The organism is Vibrio sp. RW, from assembly GCF_027587105.1.
Lineage (GTDB): Bacteria > Pseudomonadota > Gammaproteobacteria > Enterobacterales > Vibrionaceae > Vibrio > Vibrio toranzoniae.
In genome coordinates, this window is the sequence record NZ_JAPPTM010000011.1 from 32,296 (window position 1) to 54,173 (window position 21,878).

At 43.2% G+C, this 21,878-nt stretch carries 17 protein-coding genes; 10 read left to right on the plus strand and 7 right to left on the minus strand.

Annotation, left to right across the window (positions count from 1 at the left end; genetic code table 11):
- Nucleotides 1-173: 173 nt before the first annotated feature.
- Nucleotides 174-2,528 carry a fatty acid cis/trans isomerase gene (locus OCT63_RS11790; RefSeq protein ID WP_269983782.1) on the plus strand — a complete coding sequence of 785 codons (2,355 nt, stop codon included), beginning with the start codon at nt 174-176 and terminating at the stop codon, nt 2,526-2,528.
- A gap of 163 nt (nt 2,529-2,691) precedes the next feature.
- On the opposite strand, the gene torS is transcribed toward OCT63_RS11790, so the two are convergent.
- A complete protein-coding gene (torS, locus tag OCT63_RS11795) occupies nt 2,692-5,724 on the minus strand; it encodes a TMAO reductase system sensor histidine kinase/response regulator TorS (RefSeq protein ID WP_269983783.1) in 3,033 nt (1,010 codons plus the stop codon).
- Between the two features lie 92 nt (nt 5,725-5,816).
- Here torS and torT point away from each other — a divergent pair, with 92 nt between their 5' ends.
- Together torT and OCT63_RS11805 are read left to right on the plus strand one after the other, a co-directional pair.
- Nucleotides 5,817-6,845: a TMAO reductase system periplasmic protein TorT gene (gene torT, locus OCT63_RS11800; protein WP_161678451.1), complete on the plus strand. Its 1,029-nt coding sequence runs from the start codon at nt 5,817-5,819 to the stop codon at nt 6,843-6,845.
- A 61-nt stretch (nt 6,846-6,906) separates the two neighbouring features.
- Complete coding sequence (locus OCT63_RS11805; protein ID WP_060469554.1) at nt 6,907-7,362, plus strand: methylglyoxal synthase; 456 nt, start codon at nt 6,907-6,909, stop codon at nt 7,360-7,362.
- A 120-nt stretch (nt 7,363-7,482) separates the two neighbouring features.
- Here OCT63_RS11805 and OCT63_RS11810 read toward each other — a convergent pair whose 3' ends face one another.
- Both OCT63_RS11810 and helD read right to left on the minus strand, forming a co-directional pair.
- Nucleotides 7,483-7,833: a VOC family protein gene (locus tag OCT63_RS11810; protein ID WP_161674009.1), complete on the minus strand. Its 351-nt coding sequence runs from the start codon at nt 7,831-7,833 to the stop codon at nt 7,483-7,485.
- Nucleotides 7,834-7,893: 60 nt separating this feature from the next.
- The gene (gene helD, locus OCT63_RS11815; protein ID WP_161674011.1) at nt 7,894-9,969 is read right to left on the minus strand and encodes a DNA helicase IV; all 2,076 of its coding nucleotides are present in this window, start codon (nt 9,967-9,969) and stop codon (nt 7,894-7,896) included.
- A 177-nt stretch (nt 9,970-10,146) separates the two neighbouring features.
- Between helD and yccS the strand changes: the two genes are divergently transcribed.
- The 5 genes from yccS (at nt 10,147) to OCT63_RS11840 (ending at nt 15,693) form a co-directional block, all read left to right on the plus strand.
- The gene (gene yccS, locus OCT63_RS11820; protein WP_269983784.1) at nt 10,147-12,330 is read left to right on the plus strand and encodes a YccS family putative transporter; all 2,184 of its coding nucleotides are present in this window, start codon (nt 10,147-10,149) and stop codon (nt 12,328-12,330) included.
- A gap of 327 nt (nt 12,331-12,657) precedes the next feature.
- The gene (locus OCT63_RS11825; protein ID WP_161686957.1) at nt 12,658-12,843 is read left to right on the plus strand and encodes a hypothetical protein; all 186 of its coding nucleotides are present in this window, start codon (nt 12,658-12,660) and stop codon (nt 12,841-12,843) included.
- A gap of 121 nt (nt 12,844-12,964) precedes the next feature.
- Entirely contained in the window at nt 12,965-13,285 is a 321-nt protein-coding gene (locus OCT63_RS11830; RefSeq protein ID WP_161686955.1) for a hypothetical protein, read from the plus strand.
- A gap of 183 nt (nt 13,286-13,468) precedes the next feature.
- Nucleotides 13,469-14,728, plus strand: coding sequence for a hydroxymethylglutaryl-CoA reductase (locus tag OCT63_RS11835; RefSeq protein ID WP_161686953.1), 1,260 nt, complete (start codon nt 13,469-13,471; stop codon nt 14,726-14,728).
- Between the two features lie 53 nt (nt 14,729-14,781).
- The gene (locus OCT63_RS11840; RefSeq protein WP_161686951.1) at nt 14,782-15,693 is read left to right on the plus strand and encodes a LysR family transcriptional regulator; all 912 of its coding nucleotides are present in this window, start codon (nt 14,782-14,784) and stop codon (nt 15,691-15,693) included.
- A gap of 67 nt (nt 15,694-15,760) precedes the next feature.
- On the opposite strand, the gene OCT63_RS11845 is transcribed toward OCT63_RS11840, so the two are convergent.
- The 3 genes from OCT63_RS11845 to OCT63_RS11855 form a co-directional block, all read right to left on the minus strand.
- Nucleotides 15,761-16,675 (minus strand): YjjW family glycine radical enzyme activase, encoded by a 915-nt coding sequence (locus OCT63_RS11845; protein ID WP_269983815.1) that lies wholly within the window; start codon nt 16,673-16,675, stop codon nt 15,761-15,763.
- Nucleotides 16,676-16,716: 41 nt separating this feature from the next.
- On the minus strand, nt 16,717-18,282 hold the full coding sequence (locus tag OCT63_RS11850) for a YjjI family glycine radical enzyme (protein WP_161686949.1): 1,566 nt from the start codon (nt 18,280-18,282) through the stop codon (nt 16,717-16,719).
- A gap of 292 nt (nt 18,283-18,574) precedes the next feature.
- A complete protein-coding gene (locus tag OCT63_RS11855; protein WP_161674023.1) occupies nt 18,575-19,174 on the minus strand; it encodes a class I SAM-dependent DNA methyltransferase in 600 nt (199 codons plus the stop codon).
- 161 nt (nt 19,175-19,335) lie between these two features.
- On the opposite strand from OCT63_RS11855, the gene OCT63_RS11860 reads away from it, so the two are divergent.
- Nucleotides 19,336-20,214, plus strand: a complete 879-nt coding sequence (locus tag OCT63_RS11860) for a LysR family transcriptional regulator (RefSeq protein WP_060469544.1) — start codon at nt 19,336-19,338, stop codon at nt 20,212-20,214.
- 60 nt (nt 20,215-20,274) lie between these two features.
- On the opposite strand, the gene OCT63_RS11865 is transcribed toward OCT63_RS11860, so the two are convergent.
- Nucleotides 20,275-20,625, minus strand: coding sequence for a hypothetical protein (locus OCT63_RS11865; RefSeq protein WP_017058537.1), 351 nt, complete (start codon nt 20,623-20,625; stop codon nt 20,275-20,277).
- A 348-nt stretch (nt 20,626-20,973) separates the two neighbouring features.
- Here OCT63_RS11865 and OCT63_RS11870 point away from each other — a divergent pair, with 348 nt between their 5' ends.
- Nucleotides 20,974-21,870 (plus strand): cation diffusion facilitator family transporter, encoded by an 897-nt coding sequence (locus tag OCT63_RS11870; RefSeq protein ID WP_161674025.1) that lies wholly within the window; start codon nt 20,974-20,976, stop codon nt 21,868-21,870.
- Nucleotides 21,871-21,878: the final 8 nt, after the last annotated feature.

Consider the following 21,878-nt stretch of genomic DNA (forward strand, 5'->3'; position numbering starts at 1 on the left):
TGTTACTGAAGAGCTTAACCGGAAGGTTAGGCTCTTTTTGTATCAAACGACAATCGAACCCGGTTCCTCATCTATCCCCTACTGATTAACCCTATTAACCACTTTGTCCATAACATTGTTAGAACATAAGCCTTTTCGATATAATTGGAAAAATTCCTAATATTTAAATACCTATGAATTTGAAAAAAATCTTCATTTTAGCTTTTGTAAGCGTCTTCTCAGGTTGTGCCGTGTACGCGGGTTTAAACTTCGATGAGCTATTTGGTGAACAGCAAGTACGTAATCGCCAAGCTCCTATTCTTTCTGCTCAAGCACAGCACTTCATTGACGAAGTAAAGCCCATCATTAATAACCGATGTGTGGTGTGTCATGCGTGCTACGACGCACCTTGCCAACTCAAAATGTCTTCGGTGGAAGGTATCGATCGTGGCGCAAGTAAGGCACTTGTCTACCAAGGTACTCGCTTAACCGCCTCAGCCCCAACTCGTTTGTTTGAAGACGCGTTAACCACACAAGAGTGGCGTGATGCTGATTTCCACCCGGTGCTTAACGAACGTATGCAGAATTCAACGGCTAACCTAGATGCTGGTCTTATATCTCGAATGCTGATTCAAAAAGAGAACCATCCGCTTCCAGACCAAAAGCAATTGGAAGGTTTCGACTTTTCAACCAATCGTGACCAACGGTGTCCAACCATCGAAGAGTATGCTCAATATGAAAAAGACTACCCGACTTGGGGGATGCCTTATGGCATGCCAAACCTCGACAAGACGGAGTATGCGACATTAATGAGCTGGTTAGAAAACGGGGCATTGATGAACGAGCATATTCCGCTAAACGATGCCGAGAAAAGGCTTGTTAACGTCTATGAAAGCTTCCTGAATAAAAGCTCGAACAAGAGCCAGGTCTCCGCACGTTACATCTACGAGCATCTGTTTTTATCGCACGTCTATTTTTCTGATTTAGGGCAACCAATACGTTTCTTCTCAATCGTTCGTTCCGCAACACCACCAGGCGAAGCAGTCCAGCGCATTACGACTCGTCGCCCTTACGACGATCCAAAAGTCGCCCGGGTCTACTACCGATTAATTCCAGAGCAAGGCACGATTGTTGACAAGACGCACATGCCATTCGCGCTAAATAAAGAGCGCCTACAAAAATGGAATACGTGGTTTGTAGATGCTGATTACCAAGTCAAACAACTTCCTAGCTATGACATAGATGTGGCAGCCAACCCTATGACTTCTTTCGAAGCGATACCGGTAAACTCACGTTTCCACTTCATGTTGGATAACGCACAAAACACCATCATGGCCTTTATCAAAGGACCGGTGTGCCGCGGTCAGCTCGCACTGAATGTCATTAACGACCGTTTTTGGGTATTCTTCATTGACCCAGATAAAGCCGATTTACCGGAAATCAACGCCTTCTATGCCAGTCAAAAGAAAAACTTAAAGCTACCGAGCGAATTAAAAAGCAATACCGTCCCGGCGACTAATTGGGTACGCTATTCAAAGCAACAAGCACGATACCTCAATGCTAAATCCGATTTCACTAACCAATGGTTTGCAAGTGGCGTCAACCTAGATACTGGCATCATATGGGACGGTAATGGTATTAACCGCAATGCCGCTCTAACCATCTTTAGACACTTTGATAGCGCCTCTGTTGTCCAAGGCTTGGTTGGCCCTCAACCGAAAACGGCATGGGTTCTTGACTATGCTCTTTTAGAACGAATTCACTACCTTCTTGTAGCAGGCTTTGATGTGTATGGTAACTTTGGCCACCAACTGATTACTCGTATGTTTATGGATTTCTTACGCCTTGAGGGTGAGAGCAACTTCTTAACCCTTCTGCCTAAAGACTTCCGACATATAGAACATTCAAGCTGGTACCAAAATCAAAGTGTACAATTAAGTGACTTTTTGCAGCGTAATATTGCTCCTTTTGAGCAGCCAACTAGCGTGATTTACAAAACCGACGATCCGAAGCGTGAACTGCTGCACATGCTCAAAGATAAACTGGCACCTGTACTCGATAATCGATTTGATATTGTTGAGACTGGGTTTGGTAAGAAAAACGAGGCTCTGCTTAATCAAGTGAGTTTGATTCGGGGCGAAGGCTTACGTCATGTACCACAACTAGTGATGATTATGATTAAAGGCAAAAACGGCGAGGACCAGTTGTTCACCATGATTCATAACAACGCTCACAGCAACATTTCGAGCCTTTTTGATGAAGAAAGTAACCGTGATTACGCCAATGATGACTTAACGCTCGTCCGTGGTGTGTTGGGCAGCTACCCCGAAGCTTACCTATCATTAACAGAGAACGAGATTCCGAACCTGGTTAAAACACTACAAAACTTGAACACAGAAGAAGACTACGTAGCGTTACTTGATAAGTTTGCAGTACGACGCAGCTCTCCGGAATTTTGGCCGTTCAGTGACCGTGTACATCGTTGGTATCAAAAAGATCAGCCTATTGAGTTCGGTCTCCTCGATTACAACCGTTTCGAAAATAGATAGTCGATATCCAGGGCTGATTACGCGAATGTACATCCGCCCTCATTTGAACTTTAATATTTGTTTTCTCTGCGGTGCTTTAAAGCCGTTAATAAGCGACGAACCGTCTTTCAAAGGACTTTCTTGTCATTTTTAGCGACTCACGATTAACGACTCAAGCGTTAAATCAAACATGAAGCTTGAGCGCCAATAGAGAGTCTTTCGCCAATTTAGCCAAAGACTCACAGCTCTCTCGGTATTGCTGCAATGGATCGTCACTCGCTTCAATACTCTGACATAAATGCAATAGCGCGGATAAGCCCAAGCTACCTGCAGAACCTTTTAACTTATGAGCAAGTAATTTTACTTCTTGCCCGTTACTAGCGTCACTTGCTTGAACAAACTCACGCAAGATCTGCTGGCTACTCTCTTCAAATAACGCAACGATCTGCTTCATCTTTTCCAAACCTAAAATAGACAAGTCACCTTCTATTACTTTGCTATTAATAAGCTCCACTGACGCACTTCCTCCCTCTGGAACTTGAGAATTCGTTTCGGTGGTTAAATCAGATATCATGCTGGCTATCTGAGGTGAACGCTGACCATGCTTTTGGGATTGTCCGTCGGGGTCGTTCAGCCTGTTAGTATCTTTACACATTGTGTCGCCAGGATCGGGTTGCGGAAGCAACAAAGATTTGCCGTCAAGTTGATCGACAATCAGTTGTGAAAGCTCTTCTTTTTCCAAAGGCTTAGGTAAGAAGCCATCAAAACCCGATGCCAAGTAACTTTCCACTTCTTCATTGAAAACGTGAGCAGAAACAGCAATCATCGACGGGGTATGCACAATATTCGCATACAGTGAATGAGATAGCTGCTCATCATAGATGGCTTTTAACTGCTGTATTAACTCTACGCCGTCGCAGTCCGGTAAATTAATATCAACCAATGCAATATCAAATGCTTGTTCGGAAAAGATAGATAGGGCTTCTTTGCCTGTCGTCGCAATAACGACTTCATGACCAAGGTTGTGTAAGAAACCTTCTGCAACAATGCAGTTCACCGGATTATCTTCGACCAAGAGTACTTTGGCACGAATACAGGATTCAACTGCCGTGACTTTTGCTTCGACTTCTTCACCCATTTGAAGCGGAACAGAGAACCAAAATTGGCAGCCCTCCCCCTCTTCGGAATGAACACCAATGTCGCCGTTCATCGCTAACACAATGCTTTTACTAATTGCTAAACCTAAACCCGTACCACCCGTTTTATTACGCCCACTATCCGTTTGGCTAAACGCATCAAACAAATACTTCTGTTCGCTTGCTCGAATTCCGGTACCTGTATCCGACACCTCAAACATCACCCGGTTTTCATCTTCGACATCTAGACTGATAAAAATATCCACGGCACCTGTGTTTGTAAACTTGATGGCATTACCAACCAAGTTATTCAATACCTGACTCATTCGAGTAACATCACCACGCCAATAACGTTGAACACCACTCTCAATATGGTAGTTAAATTCGAGTTTCTTCTCACCGGCTCTCCCTTCCATCAACTGATAAGTATCTTGAACCATCTGATGGAGGTCGAAGGAAGCAACTCGAATCTCTAGATGACCCGCTTCAATTTTCGAATAATCAAGTACATCGTTTAAAATCGCTAACAGGTTCTTACCACTGCGGTTGATGATATCAGCATAACCAGACTGTAAAGGATTTAGGCCCGTGTCTTTAAGCAATCTCGCTGTACCTAACACCCCATTCATTGGCGTTCTGATTTCGTGACTCATGGTCGCGAGGAAAACTGACTTTGCACGGCTCGCTTGCTCAGCAGCGTGACGAGCTTTGGCGTGGTTACTTACTTCGACATTCAGTTTTTCGTTAGTTTGTTGTAATTGATATGTGCGTTCAGTGATTAACTCTTCAAGATGCTCTTTATGCTCTTCAAGTTCTCGTTTCGCTTTGGCTTCGCCCACAGCAACCACTTGCAACGCTTGAGCCGTATTTCTGGCGGTAATAATGGCTTCCCCCATATGAGCGAGTTCATCATTACCTTTTACCGAGATATCAATGTTTAAACGCCCTTGTGCGATCGACATTAATGCAGAGGAATACTCGGTAAGACGTTTAACTACTGAAATATAAACAACACGCCACACAATGAAAACCACGATAACCAGACCTATTATGGAGATAACCGAGAGCGACCATTGAGCCAAACTCAGAGTGGATGTCAGTTCATCGACCGCTTTCTTTGTACTCCGATTTGAATCATCAATAAGTTGATTGACGGTGGTATTTAATTGAGCAAATAACTGCAAAGTATTCTGCATTAAGAGTTCGGATTGTTTGTTGTTCTCATACCTCTCTAGAGCGATATCAAACACCACTTGTCGTCGCTGCAGTTCATCCAATAGTTGGGCCATCTGCGCAGAACGAGTAGGATCCTCTACCGCTTTAACACGGCGTGCCATAACTCTCAGATTAGATTCGAATTCAGCTTTTATCTGGTGAATACGCTCGATATTGGTAACGGTTTGAGTTTCTTCAATTTGATTAAGCATTTTAAAGGCTAGCAGGTGCAATTCATGCAATCGTTCAGATAAATCGAGATCAACCTCAACCAGTGCATCAAGTGCTTGGTAGGCTTTATCTATCTCTTCGGTTTCTAGCAGATCGTAGATGTGTGTGACATTAGCTACAGCAATCGTGGCCGTATTTAAAACTTGAGTACGAGTCAATTGCTCAAGCTCTTCAGCGAGTAAACGCATCTCTTCAACACGAGACGACAGTTCTTTGGCGAGCCAAAGCTTACGCTTTACAGAGACACCAAGCTCAGCCAATGTATTGATAACACTTTGAACATTGTTTTCAAGTTCATCAAGCAGTTCGGAGTCAAAACTGTCAACCCCTAGTTCTTTGATATGTTGTAATAGCGCTTCGAGCTGATCGAACAAAACAGTGCCGGCTTTTTTTCTCTCTGCTTCATTTCTTGCATTGGAAAGTGTTTGTACAGACGAAATGATGCGATTACTCAATCCGGAAACCTGACGAGCTTCAATCATCGCAGGCAGTGCCGAGTCAACGACGTTTCTCTCTGTTTTTGCTACAAAGCTAAATCCAGAAACACCGATCAATGCAGACAAAAGAACGAGCATCGCCATCACTAAAAATGAGGCTAGTAGCTTGCGTCCAATACTTGCTGAAGCTAATAACATAAAATCTAAACCTTAAAACGTTCTTCTCTACCCCTGCAGAATACGCTATATTTTGCAGTGTTTCTTATCTAAGACCAATAAAACGGCAATCCATGCTATTTAAACCTTTCGCTTCAAAACTTCTCCTAGCTTTGTTTGCTGTAATGAGCAGTAACACTAGTGCTAGCAAGCTTCCAAGCCCGATAGAATCGGCTACTGCTGCAACCAAAAAAGAGAAAGTTTGTGCCATTTATCCGCACCTGAAAGACTCTTATTGGTTGTCCGTTAACTACGGTATGGTCTCGGAAGCAGAAAAACAGCAAGTCGAGCTAAAAGTTTTGGAAGCAGGCGGTTACCCCAACGTAACTAAACAAGCTTCACAACTGGTGCTTTGCACTCAATGGGGGGCCGATGCCATAGTTTTAGGAACGGTTTCACCTGACGCTTACCACGATAACCTGACCGATTGGGTCGGCTCAACGCCCGTTTTTGCGACGGTCAATGAACTTACCGTCAATAAAATTCAACAGAAGATATTGAAAGGTACAGTGGGCGTTGATTGGTATCAGATGGGCTTTCAAGTTGGGGATTATTTAGCGAAGTCACATCCTAAAGGTTCTGGCAAAACCCCCATCGCCCTGTTACTTGGCCCTCAATCTAGCGGAGGCACCAAGCCAGTTGCTCTCGGCTTTTATGATGCGATCAAGTCGAGCGATGTCGAAATCGCGATCAGCTATTGGGCTGATAACGATAAAGAACTACAACGAAACCTTGTCCAGCAAGTCATTGAGCAGCCTAATATTCAATATATTGTCGGAAGTGCGGTTGCTATCGAAGCGGCGATCAGTGAGCTCAGAGCAGCAGGAAAAACAAATGAAATAGGTTTGATTTCGAGCTATTTAAGTCACGGTATCTACCGCGGTTTACTGCGCAATAAAGTCCTTTTTGCACCTACGGATAAAATGGTCGAACAAGGTCGCTTGTCACTCAAGCAAGCCATTAATTACTTGAGAGGGCAACCTTATGAGAAACACAGTGCCCCAGTTATTGAAGCCCTCACTCCTGCCACATTAAAAGATCAAATTATTGCCGATTCATTGTCACCTTCTGAGTTTCGACCAGTATTCAGTGTGAATCCATAGTGTTATATTGAGTTAAGCACTCAATAACAATAAAAATACGACCAATAATTAGGGAACATTCATGCAAAAAACAACACGTACTATGCCAACGCATAAGAATATCGCTTTGGTTGCTCATGACCACTTCAAACCAGAGCTACTAAGATGGGTTAAGGAAAACAAAGAAAAGCTGCAAAGCCATTTTCTATATGCGACGGGTACTACGGGTTCTCTACTCAGCAAAGAAACAGGCCTAGCAATCAAAAGTATGATCAGCGGCCCAATGGGCGGCGACCAACAGCTTGGTGCGCTTATTTCAGAAGGAAAGATCGATATGCTGATTTTCTTCTGGGATCCACTCAATGCAGTACCACACGATCCAGATGTGAAAGCACTACTTCGTATTGCAAGTGTATGGAACATTCCTGTTGCAACCAACCGTGCTACCGCTAACTTCCTATTTAATTCTTCATTGCTTGAAGAAGAAGTGATCATTGAGATCCCAGATTACGAAGCGTATCTCGCTGAGCGTACTTGATACTGAGTTTGTTTGTTGAGTTAGCTGCTTGCTAGACCAGCGAATAGGAAATCAAATACAAGAAAGCCTGCTTAAAATTGCAGGCTTTATATTTGTCCGAAATTTAGGATCTGGAGCTGACTATTGGTCACTCCACACTGCCATTTCGTTACCACTCGGTTCTTTAAAATGGAAACGACGTCCGCCAGGAAAGCTAAAAATCTCACGGTTTATCTGCCCGCCAGCATCAATCACGTCACGCTCGGTTTGCTCGAGATCTTGGCTATAAAAAACCATCAGAGCCGCGCCACTTTCAGCATCAGAAGCCAGATTTGCCAAATAGAAGCCACCCATTAAACCTTTACCTTCGAAAGCAGAATACTCTGGGCCATAATCTTCAAAACTCCAGCCAAACACAGCACTGAAAAATGCCTTAGTTTCGGCCATATCTCGTGCAGCAAATTCAATGTAGTTGATCGATCCATGTTCCATATCGCATCCTTCTATATTCAGGTTTTGAGATCTAATTTTAGACGATAACGACAGGGTATATTACTTTTTGCGTATCACAGGGTAATCAGAACCGTGAAGCTCTTGCACGAAGCCAGAACCATCACCGCTATGCGTAATCCATACCTTCTCTTTAGCACGCGTCATTGCCACGTAAAATAGGCGTCTCTCTTCGGCATAAGGAAACACATCGGATGACTCAGTCAACGCGCCATCAATATGCAGTTGTTTCTTTTTCGCCGGAAACTGCCCTTCATCAACACAAAGAATAATCACAAAGTCTGCTTCTTTACCTTTACTAGCATGACAGGTCATAAAGTGAAGATCGATCGAGGTATAGATCTTTTTCCAATCATCTAACAACTCTGGTTTGTGATAGTGGTTACGACCAAGCAGCATCACTGATTTTTTGGTTTTACCTTTAGATTGACGGTTCAATTGGTCAAGGATCTTCTCAACTTCTTTACTTGGCGCGCTGTACACCGCTTTCTGCTTCTGTTGCTTAAAGCTATTCAATTCTTTCGGCAATTGAATCGGATTTTCTTGTACAAAGCGATTGGCAACCGCACCGAGCTGATTGTTAAATCGGTAAGTGGTATCTAGGTGATGAATAGTCGAGCTTTCAAAGCGATCCTTAAAGCCCGTTGTTAAATCAACATCGGCCCCCGCAAACTGGTAGATCGACTGCCAGTCATCGCCCACAGCAAAAATAGACGCTTGGTGTTGAGCCTTCGACTGATTACACAGCGCTTCAACCAAAGCAAGACGATCGGGTGAGATATCTTGGTATTCATCGATCATGATGAACTTCCAAGGCGAGATAAACTTACCCTTTTCGACGTATTGAGTCGCACGGCTGATCATGGTCGAGAAATCGATATGATTCTCTTCTTTTAGTGCTTTCTGCCACGCGGTAACACATGGCCAACACAATGAGAGTTCACTATTTAAGCGCGTATAATCTCGGTGGTCGATGAGCTGTTGCTGTACTTCTTTCTTCGATAAGCCCGACGCGTTAAGCTGCTCAAGTTGTTTTTCTAACCAAGCAATCAATTTAAGATTAGATACATGACTGCCAAGCTCATCATCACCAGTAAGATAAGCAATTGGCCATTTAGACAGGTGCTTTTGCCAACGCTTGAAGTTAGTGGGGGTCATCCAGTGCTTTTTCAACCAATCAATACACCATGCTTGGCGTTGATTGTCGTCTAATGCCAGCGGAGAAATAACGACACGTTCAGTTTCAACTTCATTTAGGATCTTTAAACCTAATTGGTGGAAAGTACTAACTTGCACCTTCTCCGCTGATAATCCAATCTTGCTGGCGAGTCGCTGTTTCATCTCATCAGCGGCTTCACGCCCAAATGCAAGCAATAGAAGTTCTTCAGCTTGAGCTTGGTGGCTTTGCAATAGATAAGCAACACGAGCGGTTAGAACACTGGTTTTACCCGAGCCAGCGCCCGCTAGAATCAGGTTATGATCATCGTTCATTAATACGGCGTATTGCTGCGATAAGTTCAGAGGAGATGACTCACACTGAGCAAACAGCACTTCCCAATTTTTCCTTTCTGTCTCTATCCATTGCTGGTTTCTATCAGCTTGCTTGCTCTCCGTTTCAGACAACCATGGCTGCATGCGAGCGATGCGGTGCGGCATACGTTGAGCGGCTTCCTCTAGCGTCATGGTCATACTTTGTAAATCCGATTTAACCATGTCGACCCAAGTGTTAACTTTTGAGTGCGGAAGAAAAGCAGGAAGTTGCTCAAGGCGTGTCAGTTCTGCTTCCCATTGAGGGACGTGTTCAGCAAGTTGCTCACACTGTGTATTATGCCACTTCTGATACGCGGCAACCGATACACGTGCAAATTGACGACACTGCTCCCAAGGTAGGCCTTGTACTAGCCAACTGCGCTGTTGGCCATCTTGCTGATTCGCAAAGAACTGCAATGATCCCCAAAACAACCCACGCTTTATCGCGACCTTGCCACTCCAAATAGTAAACGGGATACGTTCTTCACTGCCTACTGAAGATAGCAATAGGCGTGGACCATCAAGTTCAACTTGATGATATTCATTTTGAATAAAAAACTGTGCAGTCTTGTTAGCGCTTAGCTGCATTGGAGCGTGCTCTTTAATTGGGAATGTTGAATTTATATCATGATGCAAAGAGAATTAATAATGTCTCACATCTTATCGACGTTTTCATGACCACCTAGGGACAATTATGGATAAGTATCAAATTCTTGTGCTTGATTTCTGTTAGGATTATGGTTTTAGTGTATTAAGTGAGCGACTGTGGACTTCTCTGTCAAATTACGCCTCTATTGGGCGAATAAAACCATCAATTACAGCGTGTTAATTCTTATCACTCTACTGGGTGTTGTTATTCCTGCTTGGTATTATGAACTAAACACACTCATCACGCCTTTAATTTTAGGGGTTATTGCTGCTGCACTAGCTGAAAGTGACGACAGCTTTACGGGCCGCTTAAAGGCGCTCACTCTTACGTTTATCTGTTTTGCAATCGCCGCCTTTTCCATTGAGCTACTCTTCGACACACCTTGGTTGTTCGCATTAGGGCTTTTCGCATCAACATTCTCGTTCATTATGCTGGGCGCTATTGGACCGAAATACGCAAGTATCGCATTTGGCTCTTTGTTGATAGCCATCTATGCAATGCTTGGCGCCCACGAAAGCACTAACCTATGGTTTCAACCACTGCTGCTATTAACGGGGGCAGCTTGGTATTACTTTATGTCTATGATTTGGCAAATTATATGGCCAATGCAACCGGTACAGCAAAACCTTGCAACGGTATTTGATCAAATTGGAACCTACATGGACTCTAAAGCAGAGCTATTTTACCCTGTTTATGACCTCATCCCTCAGCCACACCGCATTATCGAGGCCAAGCTGAATGCCAGTACCGTTAATGCACTCAACATGTGTAAAGCAACGTTGCTTAACCGTTCAAAGCGTGGACACATTGATGGCCCGAGTGACCGGTTCTTAAATACTTATTTTATCGCGCAAGACATTCATGAGCGTGTGAGTTCCACCCACTATCGCTATCAAGAACTCGCGAAACATTTCGAACGATCTGATGTGTTGTTCCGCTTTAAGTATCTACTAGAGTCACAAGCAACCGCATGCAAAGAAGTGGCAAGTTCACTCAAGGTTGGGGCTGTGTACCAACATGGCAATAAGTCTGTACTGGCACTTGATGAGCTGATGTCTTCACTCAATCATTTACACCAACAGAACAAGACAGAATGGAAACCACTGCTAAACCAACTAGGTTACTTATTCGATAACCTAGCAACCGTTGAAAAACAACTGTCGAATATCAGCAATCCAGACGCCGAAAAGTTAGAGGAAGGAGTCTTGGACGATACGAATCCACACACATTAACCGCAATGTGGCAAAAAATCAGAGCCAACCTACACAAAGATTCCATGTTGTTTCGTCACGCAATCCGGTTGGCAATCACTCTAACGCTCGGTTATGGCATCATCCAAGGCTTTGATATTGAACGTGGTTATTGGATCTTACTTACTACACTGTTTGTGTGCCAACCAAACTACAGTGCCACACGAAAAAAACTGACGGCCCGCGTGATCGGAACTGTGGCTGGCTTGTTGATAGGCGTCCCACTACTGACCTTCTTCCCTTCTCAAGAAAGCCAGTTAGTATTCATTGTTATCAGTGGTGTTATGTTCTTTGCGTTTCGCATCAACAATTACGGCTTCGCAACAAGCTTCATCACATTACTGGTATTATTCTGCTTTAATCAGCTCGGCGAAGGCTATGCCGTGGTGCTGCCAAGGCTAGCGGATACGTTTATTGGGTGTGCCCTAGCCGTGCTCGCAGTGGTCTACGTGTTGCCAGACTGGCAATCAAAGCGACTGCACAAGGTCATGGCCGATGCTCTCGATTCCAATAAAAATTACTTAGACCAAATCATTGGCCAATACCGCGTCGGAAAAAAAGACACTTTGAATTATCGTATCGCTCGTCGCAGTGCACACAATAACGACGCGAATCTAACTCTGGTCATTAGCAGTATGTTAGCTGAGCCTGATAAATATCGTACTTCTGAAGACGATAGCTTTCGATTTCTGACCCTCAATCACGCTCTGTTGAGCTATATTTCTGCATTAGGTGCTCATAGAACTCGTATTGATGACGAATCCACACATAAACTTGTGTTGGATGCACATCGTGTCATACATGATCACCTCGACGCTCTGAATGACCAGCTCTATTCCTACCATGAGCAATGTGAAATCAAAAATACCTATGATCCTGAACTTGATAAGCGCTTGAGTGAATGGCGAGAAGAAGATGAGGGGTCTGTTAGAATGGTTCTACAACAGCTGCATTTAATTTATCGAATGCTTCCGGAACTGCATACTTTAGCGACCAAGTTTGCATTTAAAGTCAACATTAATAAGTACATCAACAAGGAAACTTCTTGATGAACAAAGTGCTGTAAAAATAGACAGATAGCACCAACCGCTCAAGTTTTAATCATTACGTATAGTTATACATTGCTCTACCAACCCCCAAAATAGGTAGAGCAACAACTTTCCTACCCTTATTGTGAAAGGGCTGAATCGCTTTTACATTATAAATAATTTTTTGACTTTAACTGACTAAACTATAACTTTGCCTAACACTTTCCGGACAAAAAACGACCAAATAGATTTATAGTTGTCTTAGTTTTAGGAAATTGCAAACTTCAAATAATATTCACTTAATCTTGTTTGATTTCCTGAATCAGTAGTCTATGCTCAACTGAGCATATGGATTTGAAGCAAGGTCACGTTATGAATACACAACAATTTGAAGCGTTCAAACAACAGATACAGTATCTTAACCCGCAGCAATTAAAGGCGCTGCAAGGGGAGATCGATGGTAATCTTGAAACGGAAAAGCAAACTCTTCTTACCGATGAAGAGCTAAATGTACTAAACGACCTGTTCAGTTAATAGACAGACGTCACTATTTTAGCTTAAGTATACCGTTTCACTATAAATATCATTCCTTAACCATTGCGCTCAAAATATAGTCCACCTAGACTTAACCGATACGTCAATTAAAGGTTCTGCTATGTCGATATCTGGTATTCAATCTGGTTACGCCATTATTCAGCAGTCAACCAAAATGGCTGAAGAAGCCGCTATCGAGCTCAACCAAGCCTCCAAAAACTCTCCAAACTCCGATGATGCTTTCAAAAGCAGTGACCTCAGCTTTAACCAAGTAGAGCCTGAGCAATACACTTCGTTTAAAGACAAAGAACCAGAACCCGTTTCGCCCTCGAGTGATCCCTTACTAAAGCTGACCCAAAGTGCCAATTATAACCGTGTTGGTGCGAGTGTCGTTGATCGTCAAAACGAAGCTATCGGCAGTCTTCTCGACATCCATATCTAAACTACACTTACATTTCGTACATTTTTGATGCTCTAAACCAGTTTGATTCAACGACTTTTGAAGCTTTTTGACACGATAAGCACACAAACTGTAACTCATTATATCTGACGCTTGTTTCTGGCTTATTACTCGGTAGAATCAGCGCAAACCAATTTGCTGCACAAACTTCACTTCATACTATTTATGCCAAAACTAAATCTGCATCGCCGTGACTATGTTTCTATTTTAGGAGGCGACATCTCCGCAGACGAATTAGAAAAAAAGCTTCAACCTCACTTTGAAAAGCCAGTAAACAAGCTGACACCGAGCCCCTATCTGACAAAAAAAAACCTTACACGTCGCTGGGCGGCCCTTAATAACGCAGAATCACAACAAGAGCTGCTCGATACTCATACTGAAAGTCAGATTCAAGCTTATGAAAAAAACATCGAGCACTTTATTGGAACAGTGAAAGTACCTGTCGGTATATCTGGCCCACTAAGAGTGAATGGTCTGTTTGCTGAGGGCGATTATTTGGTACCGCTTGCAACGACGGAAGCTGCACTTGTTGCGTCTTACAACCGTGGTTCAAAGCTGATCACCGCTTGTGGTGGCGCAAGTGCAATGCTGCTCAATGAAGGTGTAACACGTACCCCTGGTTTTGCATTCCGAGGGTTAGTTGAAGCGGGACAGTTTGTTGCTTGGGCTGTTACTCAATATGAACAGTTTAAAGCCTTGGCAGAAGCCACCACTTCACATGGCAGACTTACCGACATCAATATCAACATCGAAGGCAACCATGTTTACTTGGTGTTTGAATTCCTAACTGGAGATGCATCTGGTCAGAACATGGTGACAATTGCCACTAATGCAGTATTTGAGTACATCATAGAAAACACGCCGGTTAAACCCGATCATGCTTTCCTTGATGGTAACTTGTCGGGTGATAAGAAAGCCAATACCCAAACCTTACGCAGCGTTCGTGGTAAAAAGGTAACAGCTGAAATCAATATTCCTGCTGAGGTTATCGCAAAGTATCTACACACCACACCAGAGAAGATGGTCCAATTTGGCCAAATGACTACGGTAGGTGGCGCTTTGAGTGGTACGATTGGTATTAATGCCCATTATGCCAATGCACTGGCTGCACTTTATATCGCTTGTGGCCAAGACGCGGCGTGTGTTGCTGAATCTGCGATTGGTATGACGCGTATGGAGCTAAATAAAGAAGGCGGACTTTACGCTAGTGTTACGCTGCCGAACTTGATGCTGGGTACGGTTGGTGGCGGTACAAGCCTTCCTAGTCAAAAAGCTTGTTTAGATCTATTAGGGTTACATGGTAACGGAAAGTCACAAGCGTTAGCAGAAGTTTGCGCGGTGCTGTGTTTAGCAGGAGAACTTTCTATTGTCGGTGCCTTCTGTGCAGGTCATTTCTCGCGAGCTCATCACAAGTTAGCACGCTAATTTCGGTTACAAACCTTAAAACCTAAACTGTCCAAGTATTGAGTGAGTTGTGAATGGATTACTTACATTTATCGAGAGTGAACCTTAAGCACCTCACTGCACTTCATATTATGCTGGACACTCATAGTGTTACTCAAACGTCTGAGCAGCTTTGTGTGAGCCCTTCAAGTGTGAGTAAAAACCTTTCTCAACTGCGTGACATCTTAAATGATGAGCTATTCTATAGAGATGGCACCAAGTTGATTCCGACACCATTTGCACTGAAAATAGCTCCTACTGTACATGCAATTCTAGCCAGTATGAACGGCTTACTTCATCAAAAAAGCTTTGTCCCGCAAGATTACCAAGGCAACTTTTCACTTTCGATGCGTGAAAGTACCTTTGAGGTGTTCGCCTCGAAGATAAGCAGAATAACGACGGAACTCGCCCCCAAAGCCAAGCTAACTATCTATTCAAAACAACAACTCGGCTTCGACGCATTATTAAGTGGCAAGATTAATTTGGTTCTACTGCCCCATGACATTTCTCAACCTCCGACAAACAACAAAGAATTAGTCTGGAAAACCATACTTCAAGATGAAATGGTTTGCTTAATGGGCGCACACCATCCACTTGCCCGACAAGAACTGACTGTTGAAGATTACTTAAACCATAAACATATTGGGATCCTAGATAACGAACTGTCTCAGCCTTACTTTGAACAAAACCTAGTTCAATGCCACCAGCCGCGAAAAATGGCGATATCGGTAGCGGACTTTGGTGCTGCAGCCGTACTTTGTCATCACACGCCTTTCTTGTTCACCTGTTCAAAACAATGGGCTGAGCATGCAAAACAAGCACAAGGTTTAGTGAGTAAGCCACTTCCTTTCGATTACGGTAAAGTGGCGTACAGCCTAGTATGGAATAAGCCAAACATGAATGACCAAGCGATCAAATGGCTGTGTGACTTATTCTTAGAAGCCTAGGATTGTGCTAGAAGCCGATTTAACTAACGAGACTAGTGTTTATAAAAGACTCGATGTTGATAAAAGATTAGGTATAAACCTCAGGTGTTTGCATCGGCCTTTGAACGATAGCGTAGAGCTTGTCGTGAAAGCTCTGCATTTGTTGCTCTGTACATTTAGACCACTCTAATGCTTCACCAATTACGCCATGATGTTGAAAGGCATTCAATCGAATACGAACATCACTTGGCAAGCCTTTTAAGTAATAACCGACCTGCTCTACCTCAATATCGAGATCACTTTTATTGGGAATATGCAGCAACCTAACTTCGTGTAGTTTTCCTTTATCTGCAAGGTAGTTAATGGTTTCAAACACCCTATGATTCCCTCTGCCAACTAACCATAGATGGGTTTCCGATTGCCATGACTTTAAGTCAATCATCGCGCCATCAAGGAAAGGCAACACTTTGTCCCACCCTTGTTGTGGCAGCGAACCATTACTATCAATAAAACACGTTAAGTGTGCCAACTGCGAATCGCTTTTGATTACTTGAAACAATTCGATAATAAACGGCAGTTGTATGGTCGCTTCACCGCCCGAAACGGTAATACCACTCAAGAAAAATTGATTGTGCCTAACGAGTTCAAGTACCTCCGAGACCGTCATCGAGGTAATTTTCGGACTCGATTTATGATTACAGATATCAATGCACTGATCGCAATTGGTACAGGCAGACAGATCCCACTTCACTTTGCCATCAACAACGCTTAGTGCACCGCTTGGACACCCGCTGACACAGTCCCCACAATGGTTACAGTGATTGATGGTATGTGGGTTATGACAAGTAATACAATCAAAATTACAGCCTTGTAGAAACAGTACTAGACGATTTCCCGGCCCATCAACACAAGAAAAGGTCAGCACACGGCTGACCTTCGCTTGTTTTTCTGTCTTATTGTTATTAACCCTAGCCATTTGAGTTGTTAGATCAGAAATTTTCATCATTGATATTGTTTGGTTATGGATATAGTTAGATTAAAGTTCTATTCGTACATCGGCGACATCTCTAAGCTCGCCACGCGTGGTTTACGCTCTAAGATACCCGTGTTCTTCGCAGCTTCAGCGCCTAAGAAAGTCGTGTTAGTGCGAGAGCCTTGCTCGTCATATTTAGCAATGTCTGAAAGCTTAATCATGTAACCCGTCACACGAACCAAGTCATTTGATGCCACGTTAGCGGTGAATTCACGGTAGCCCGCTTGAATCGCGCCTTTACACAGGTTGAACATCGCTTCAGGGTTAGATTTCACTGTTTCGTCGATGGTCAGAATGTCACTGATACCCGAGGTGTAAAACTTGTGGTGATCTGCTGTAGCACGAACATAAGCGACAGGATCTGGCTCTGTACCATAAGGAATACGCACACCTGGTGTTACATCTTCATCTAAGCTGATACCGCCTTGAGCGTGCAACAGTGCCTTACCTTCCAGCCCATATTTCACTTCAGAGCTTTCGACGATCTCAGCCAGCTTTTCAGAGATACTGTAACCGAGTTGATTCGCCTGTTCATCGTGACCATAGCGCCCTGCTTGGCTCTCTTTCTCCATCAAGATGTTAACCGCTTCCGCCATGCCGTAAATACCAAACATTGGCGCAAAGCGATCTTCTTCAATAAGGCCTTCTTTGGTCAGGAAGCCGTTAAAAAAGTGAGACTCTTCATGCAAGAAGCGGCTACGAGCGTTCATCAATTCAACCATGATGCCACTGTAATTCGGCAATACTTGTTGTAAGAAATCTGCACTGTCCTCAGACTTCAACGCCACTTGCCTTAGGTTCATACGCACCAAGGTGTTTGAACCACCCGCTAAAGGCAAAGAGTTATAGCAGCTCACAATACCAAAACGCTTGTCGCCGTAAGCCTCGGCATGCGCTGGATAGTTTGCGATATGTGGTTTACTGCACTCACAGATATTGCTTGCCGCATGACGAAGTAGATCATCAGGTGTCACAGCAGGGTCGTACATAAAGGTTAAGTTTGGTGCGATCTGCTTCAGTTCAGCGTCTACACGCAAAATCGTACGGCAAATAATGTTGTCTGTCGGGCCGATATTCACATGCATAAAGGCATCTGGCAGTGTGCGATCCAGCATGATCCAGAATAGCTTAAGCTTTTGATAAACCTGCTCTTCCGTTAAGTCGCCAACGAAAGGCATCAATACATCGTCCAGTTGACCTAAGTAAACCGGGATGGAAGTCACTGATGGAACGTGATGATAAAGGATGGTCAGCATGTTCAATGCTTCGTCGAAATTAGTTGCCGCGCTAAGCTCTAAATACTTTGAGCCTTGATGTAAGTATTTAGAGTAGTCTGGAAGTACATAGCGCGGCTTAAATGGGGCGTGACCTTCAAACATGTCACATAGCACACCTTCTTGTAAGGCTTGCTCTACTTCATTGCTTACCGGCATATACGGTAGGCTCGCTTCAGCTGCTAAGGCAAGATAGTGCGACTTCTGTTTTGGAGACAGGTTGGCATCTGAAATGATATTGCTAAAGCGTTGTTGTTGCTCTGAAAGTGGTGAAGAAGTAGATGACGCAGATTGGTGGCTCATGATTAAACCCTCTATTTTACTATGGGTTTATTCTACACCTATGTTTTGAGTTTCCACTAATGAAAGGTATGAAAGACTATATTTCCAAAATGGAAATTCGGTATTACTGAATAGCAAATAATGAAAGCTAAACGAATAAATAACAGAGTTCTGTAAGTACTAGTCTAGTCATTTATCTTGAAACACAAACGGGTAAAAACAAAAAAACCCACATAACTGGTCATGGGACCGTTAATGTGAGTTTATTATTTATAGTTCACGCTATAGAGAAAGAGACGAGCGACAGTATCTGTTAAAGGTGAGGGAGCACTTGTTTACGACCAACCCCCATCAATACCTTTAAAGGTCCTTGCGGAGTGTCAATTGAGAACGGTGTTGATACTTCAACAACAGAGAAACCAGCAGCACCTAGAACATTTTTTGAACGCTCTAGACTGATGCCATAATCTTCATCGTCGTTTTCAAGGTGCCAATCCCAGTGAACAAAAATGCCATCGTTTTCGAGCAACGTATAAATCAAACTGACCGTGTCTTGTAAATTCGGAATAAAACCACATACCGAAGACGCTACCACTACATCAAATTGATTTCTGAAGGCTGGATGCTGCGCCGCAAGCCCGCGCGATAGAATATCGACAACGGCTTCAACATTGGTTAGCTCTTTTTTATCTAGCTCTTCGATCATCCCTTCAGAGATATCAAGCGCGATGACCTCTTTTGCAAAAGGAGATATTTTTTGGCTGAGTAGTCCTGTACCACAACCAAAATCAAGGACACGGGTTCCGTTCAAATCAACGAGCTGTGTTAACTGGTCAAATACGGACTGTGCGAATACTACAGTTGCGGGATCGTTATCCCAGTCAGGTGCGTACTCGTCCCATTGTTTCGCCATCATGGCCTCCATCTTTACTTCTTGTAGGTTCGGAACACGCACAGAATAAACCAAATTAGCCAATTCGTCATAGAGTTATCATGCAAAGATGGACTATTTCTAAGATAGTCAGCACAATATTCAGATAATATGTGCCTACTCCCGCTCAATATGGAAATGAAATGAACCTTTCTCAAGTCCAAGCCTTTTGTTCTGTTGCTGATTTAGGATCCGTCTCTGAAGCTGCACGTCAGTTAGAATGCAACCGAACTAAACTCAGCATGTCGATTAAAGCCTTAGAGAAAGAGTTAGATATAGAACTGTTTGTGCGCAGCGGAAACCACGTTGAGCTTTCTGAAGCAGGCAAAGCCATCTATAAAGATTGCGAAGGCATGTTGGTGACGGTAGCTCGCATTAAGCAGACTTGTCTCTATGTATCAGGTGAATTCAATGCGGAGATATGGATCGCTCGCGACGATTCATTACCCGACGAAATGTGGCAGGACTTATCTCATGCACTCAACAAGAAGTATCCTTCCACCTCATTCAACTTCGTTCTTGCATCGAGTGGTGACTTAGCCAACCTAGTCGAAACCCAGCAAGTCGATTTCGCGTTTGGTGTCGATTACGAGCGTGTTGATGATCCAAGAATAATCTACAACCCACTTGGTAAGATTAGAATGATGTCTGTATGTAAAAAAGGACACGATCTGAGTGTGATGCGACGTGTATCTGATGAAGTGTTGAGAAATTCGATGCAAGTAACGATGGTTTATCTCAATGAAAAAGATAACCCAGAGCTTGAGCCCTTCTCGCGTCGCCACATCGGCTTTTCTAGCTTCGACTTTATGTTGGATACTATTCTACGTGAAAACGCTTGGGGCGTATTGCCTGAACCATTGATTCGCCACTTACTTCGTGAACAAGAGTTGGCTGTTATTAAGCATACTTACGGACTAACGCAAGAAGATTACTGTATGTTTACAGCTGCGGGAATGGCTGAGCATCCAGGTATGAGTTGGTTAGCGGATCAAATAAGTGATTATCTATTTGATTTCTAGACTACCCGGTTTTTTCTATATCAATACGTAAAATTATACGACAGCTAACACGCCCTCTCCTTAGAAAACCATAACGTGATCAACCATGTAACGTCCATCTTCTTCAACCAGTACCATTTCAGCGACAAACTCGCCTTTAGCAATGGTATACGCTTGCTTCCAAACAAAGGCGATTGAATCAGATCGTCTGAATAGCGCAACTGGCTCACGTTCAGCAAAAAATCCGTTGCTGTGCTGATAATAGCGACACACCTTTTCCAGATATTCAGGCGTAACAATATCCTTCATCCTCTGCGTAAAGTCTCGGCTGTGCTGTGCATGATCAATTTTTGTTGAGCCCTCCATCAGGTTATCCATAATTGGTTTAGCAATGCCCCATAATTCACTATCGCTGAGATTGTCAAACTTCATATTTACCCATTCCTTTGAAATTCATACCATTTCGTTAAAGCTTGAACAATTTATTGATCGCGCTCTAACCCTGAGCCTTTATTGGAGTATCGCTTAATTTTCTAGAGCTATACAACATTTGCCAACGATATGTTTTATTAATCATAAATTCTCTCATTTCAGTTGTTCTGAATCATCAACAAACACTCAATGTCAATATAATTGGCACCATAAACTAATATTAACTATTTGAATTTTAATGCTTTATAGTTAAATGTTAGATCAAAACGGCCAACTTCACTATATAAGGTTTGTAAAGTTAGCTCAATATCAGAACAATGAGGCTATTAAAAACATCTGGAAAATTTTATGTGCGACAGGAAAAGCCAAAACGAAAATCGAGTACTATTGTTCTCAGCCCTTTTAGCATCAGGCTTCGCTATTGGCGGATTGGTGTTGGGTCTTATCGTTGGCTCTCTGGTCATAGTATTTGACGGTGTCTATTCTCTTATCAGCTTACTGTTAACTTTATTGTCACTAGCTGCTTCAAAATACATTAATCGCCCTTCAGATAGAGAGTTCCCGTTTGGTCGAGCTATCATAGAACCGATTGTTATTGCGATAAAAGCCCTAGTCATTCTGCTTGTGGTTGGTTACTCACTTTACTCTGCGATTGGTGCCCTTATGACTGGCGGCCGTGAAGTTGATACTTCTATCGCAACTCTGTTCGGTATTATCAACGTATTAGGTTGTGGTTACGCTTGGTGGTACATCGCCAATAAGAGCAAAAGTATCTCTTCAGGCCTGATTCAAGCCGAGTCAAAACAATGGCAAATGGATACGTTATTGAGTGTGGCAGTGACCGCGGGGTTCGTAGTTGCTTGGCTAGTGACTTTTTCTCCACTATCAGCATATGCGGTTTATGCTGACCCAGTGATGATGTTGATTATGTCTTTCTACTTCATCAAAGTCCCATTTGACATGTTGCGCGAAGCAATGCGTGAACTTCTAATGATGTCGGCAACCAAAGACATTTGTGACGCGGTGGATAAGAATGTTGTCGAGGTAAACAAAGAAGCGGATCAAAATTTAGAACTGATGGGGGTGACTAAAGTTGGCCCAGAACTCAGAATTAACGTTGATATTCATACCAACGACCAACAAGCAATTGCGTTCAATGATATTGAACGAACGCGCCGCCAACTTAAGCGACGCTTATCTAAGATGCCTTATGAGCTTCAATTGAACCTCAATGTCGCGAGTTAAGCTTTTAC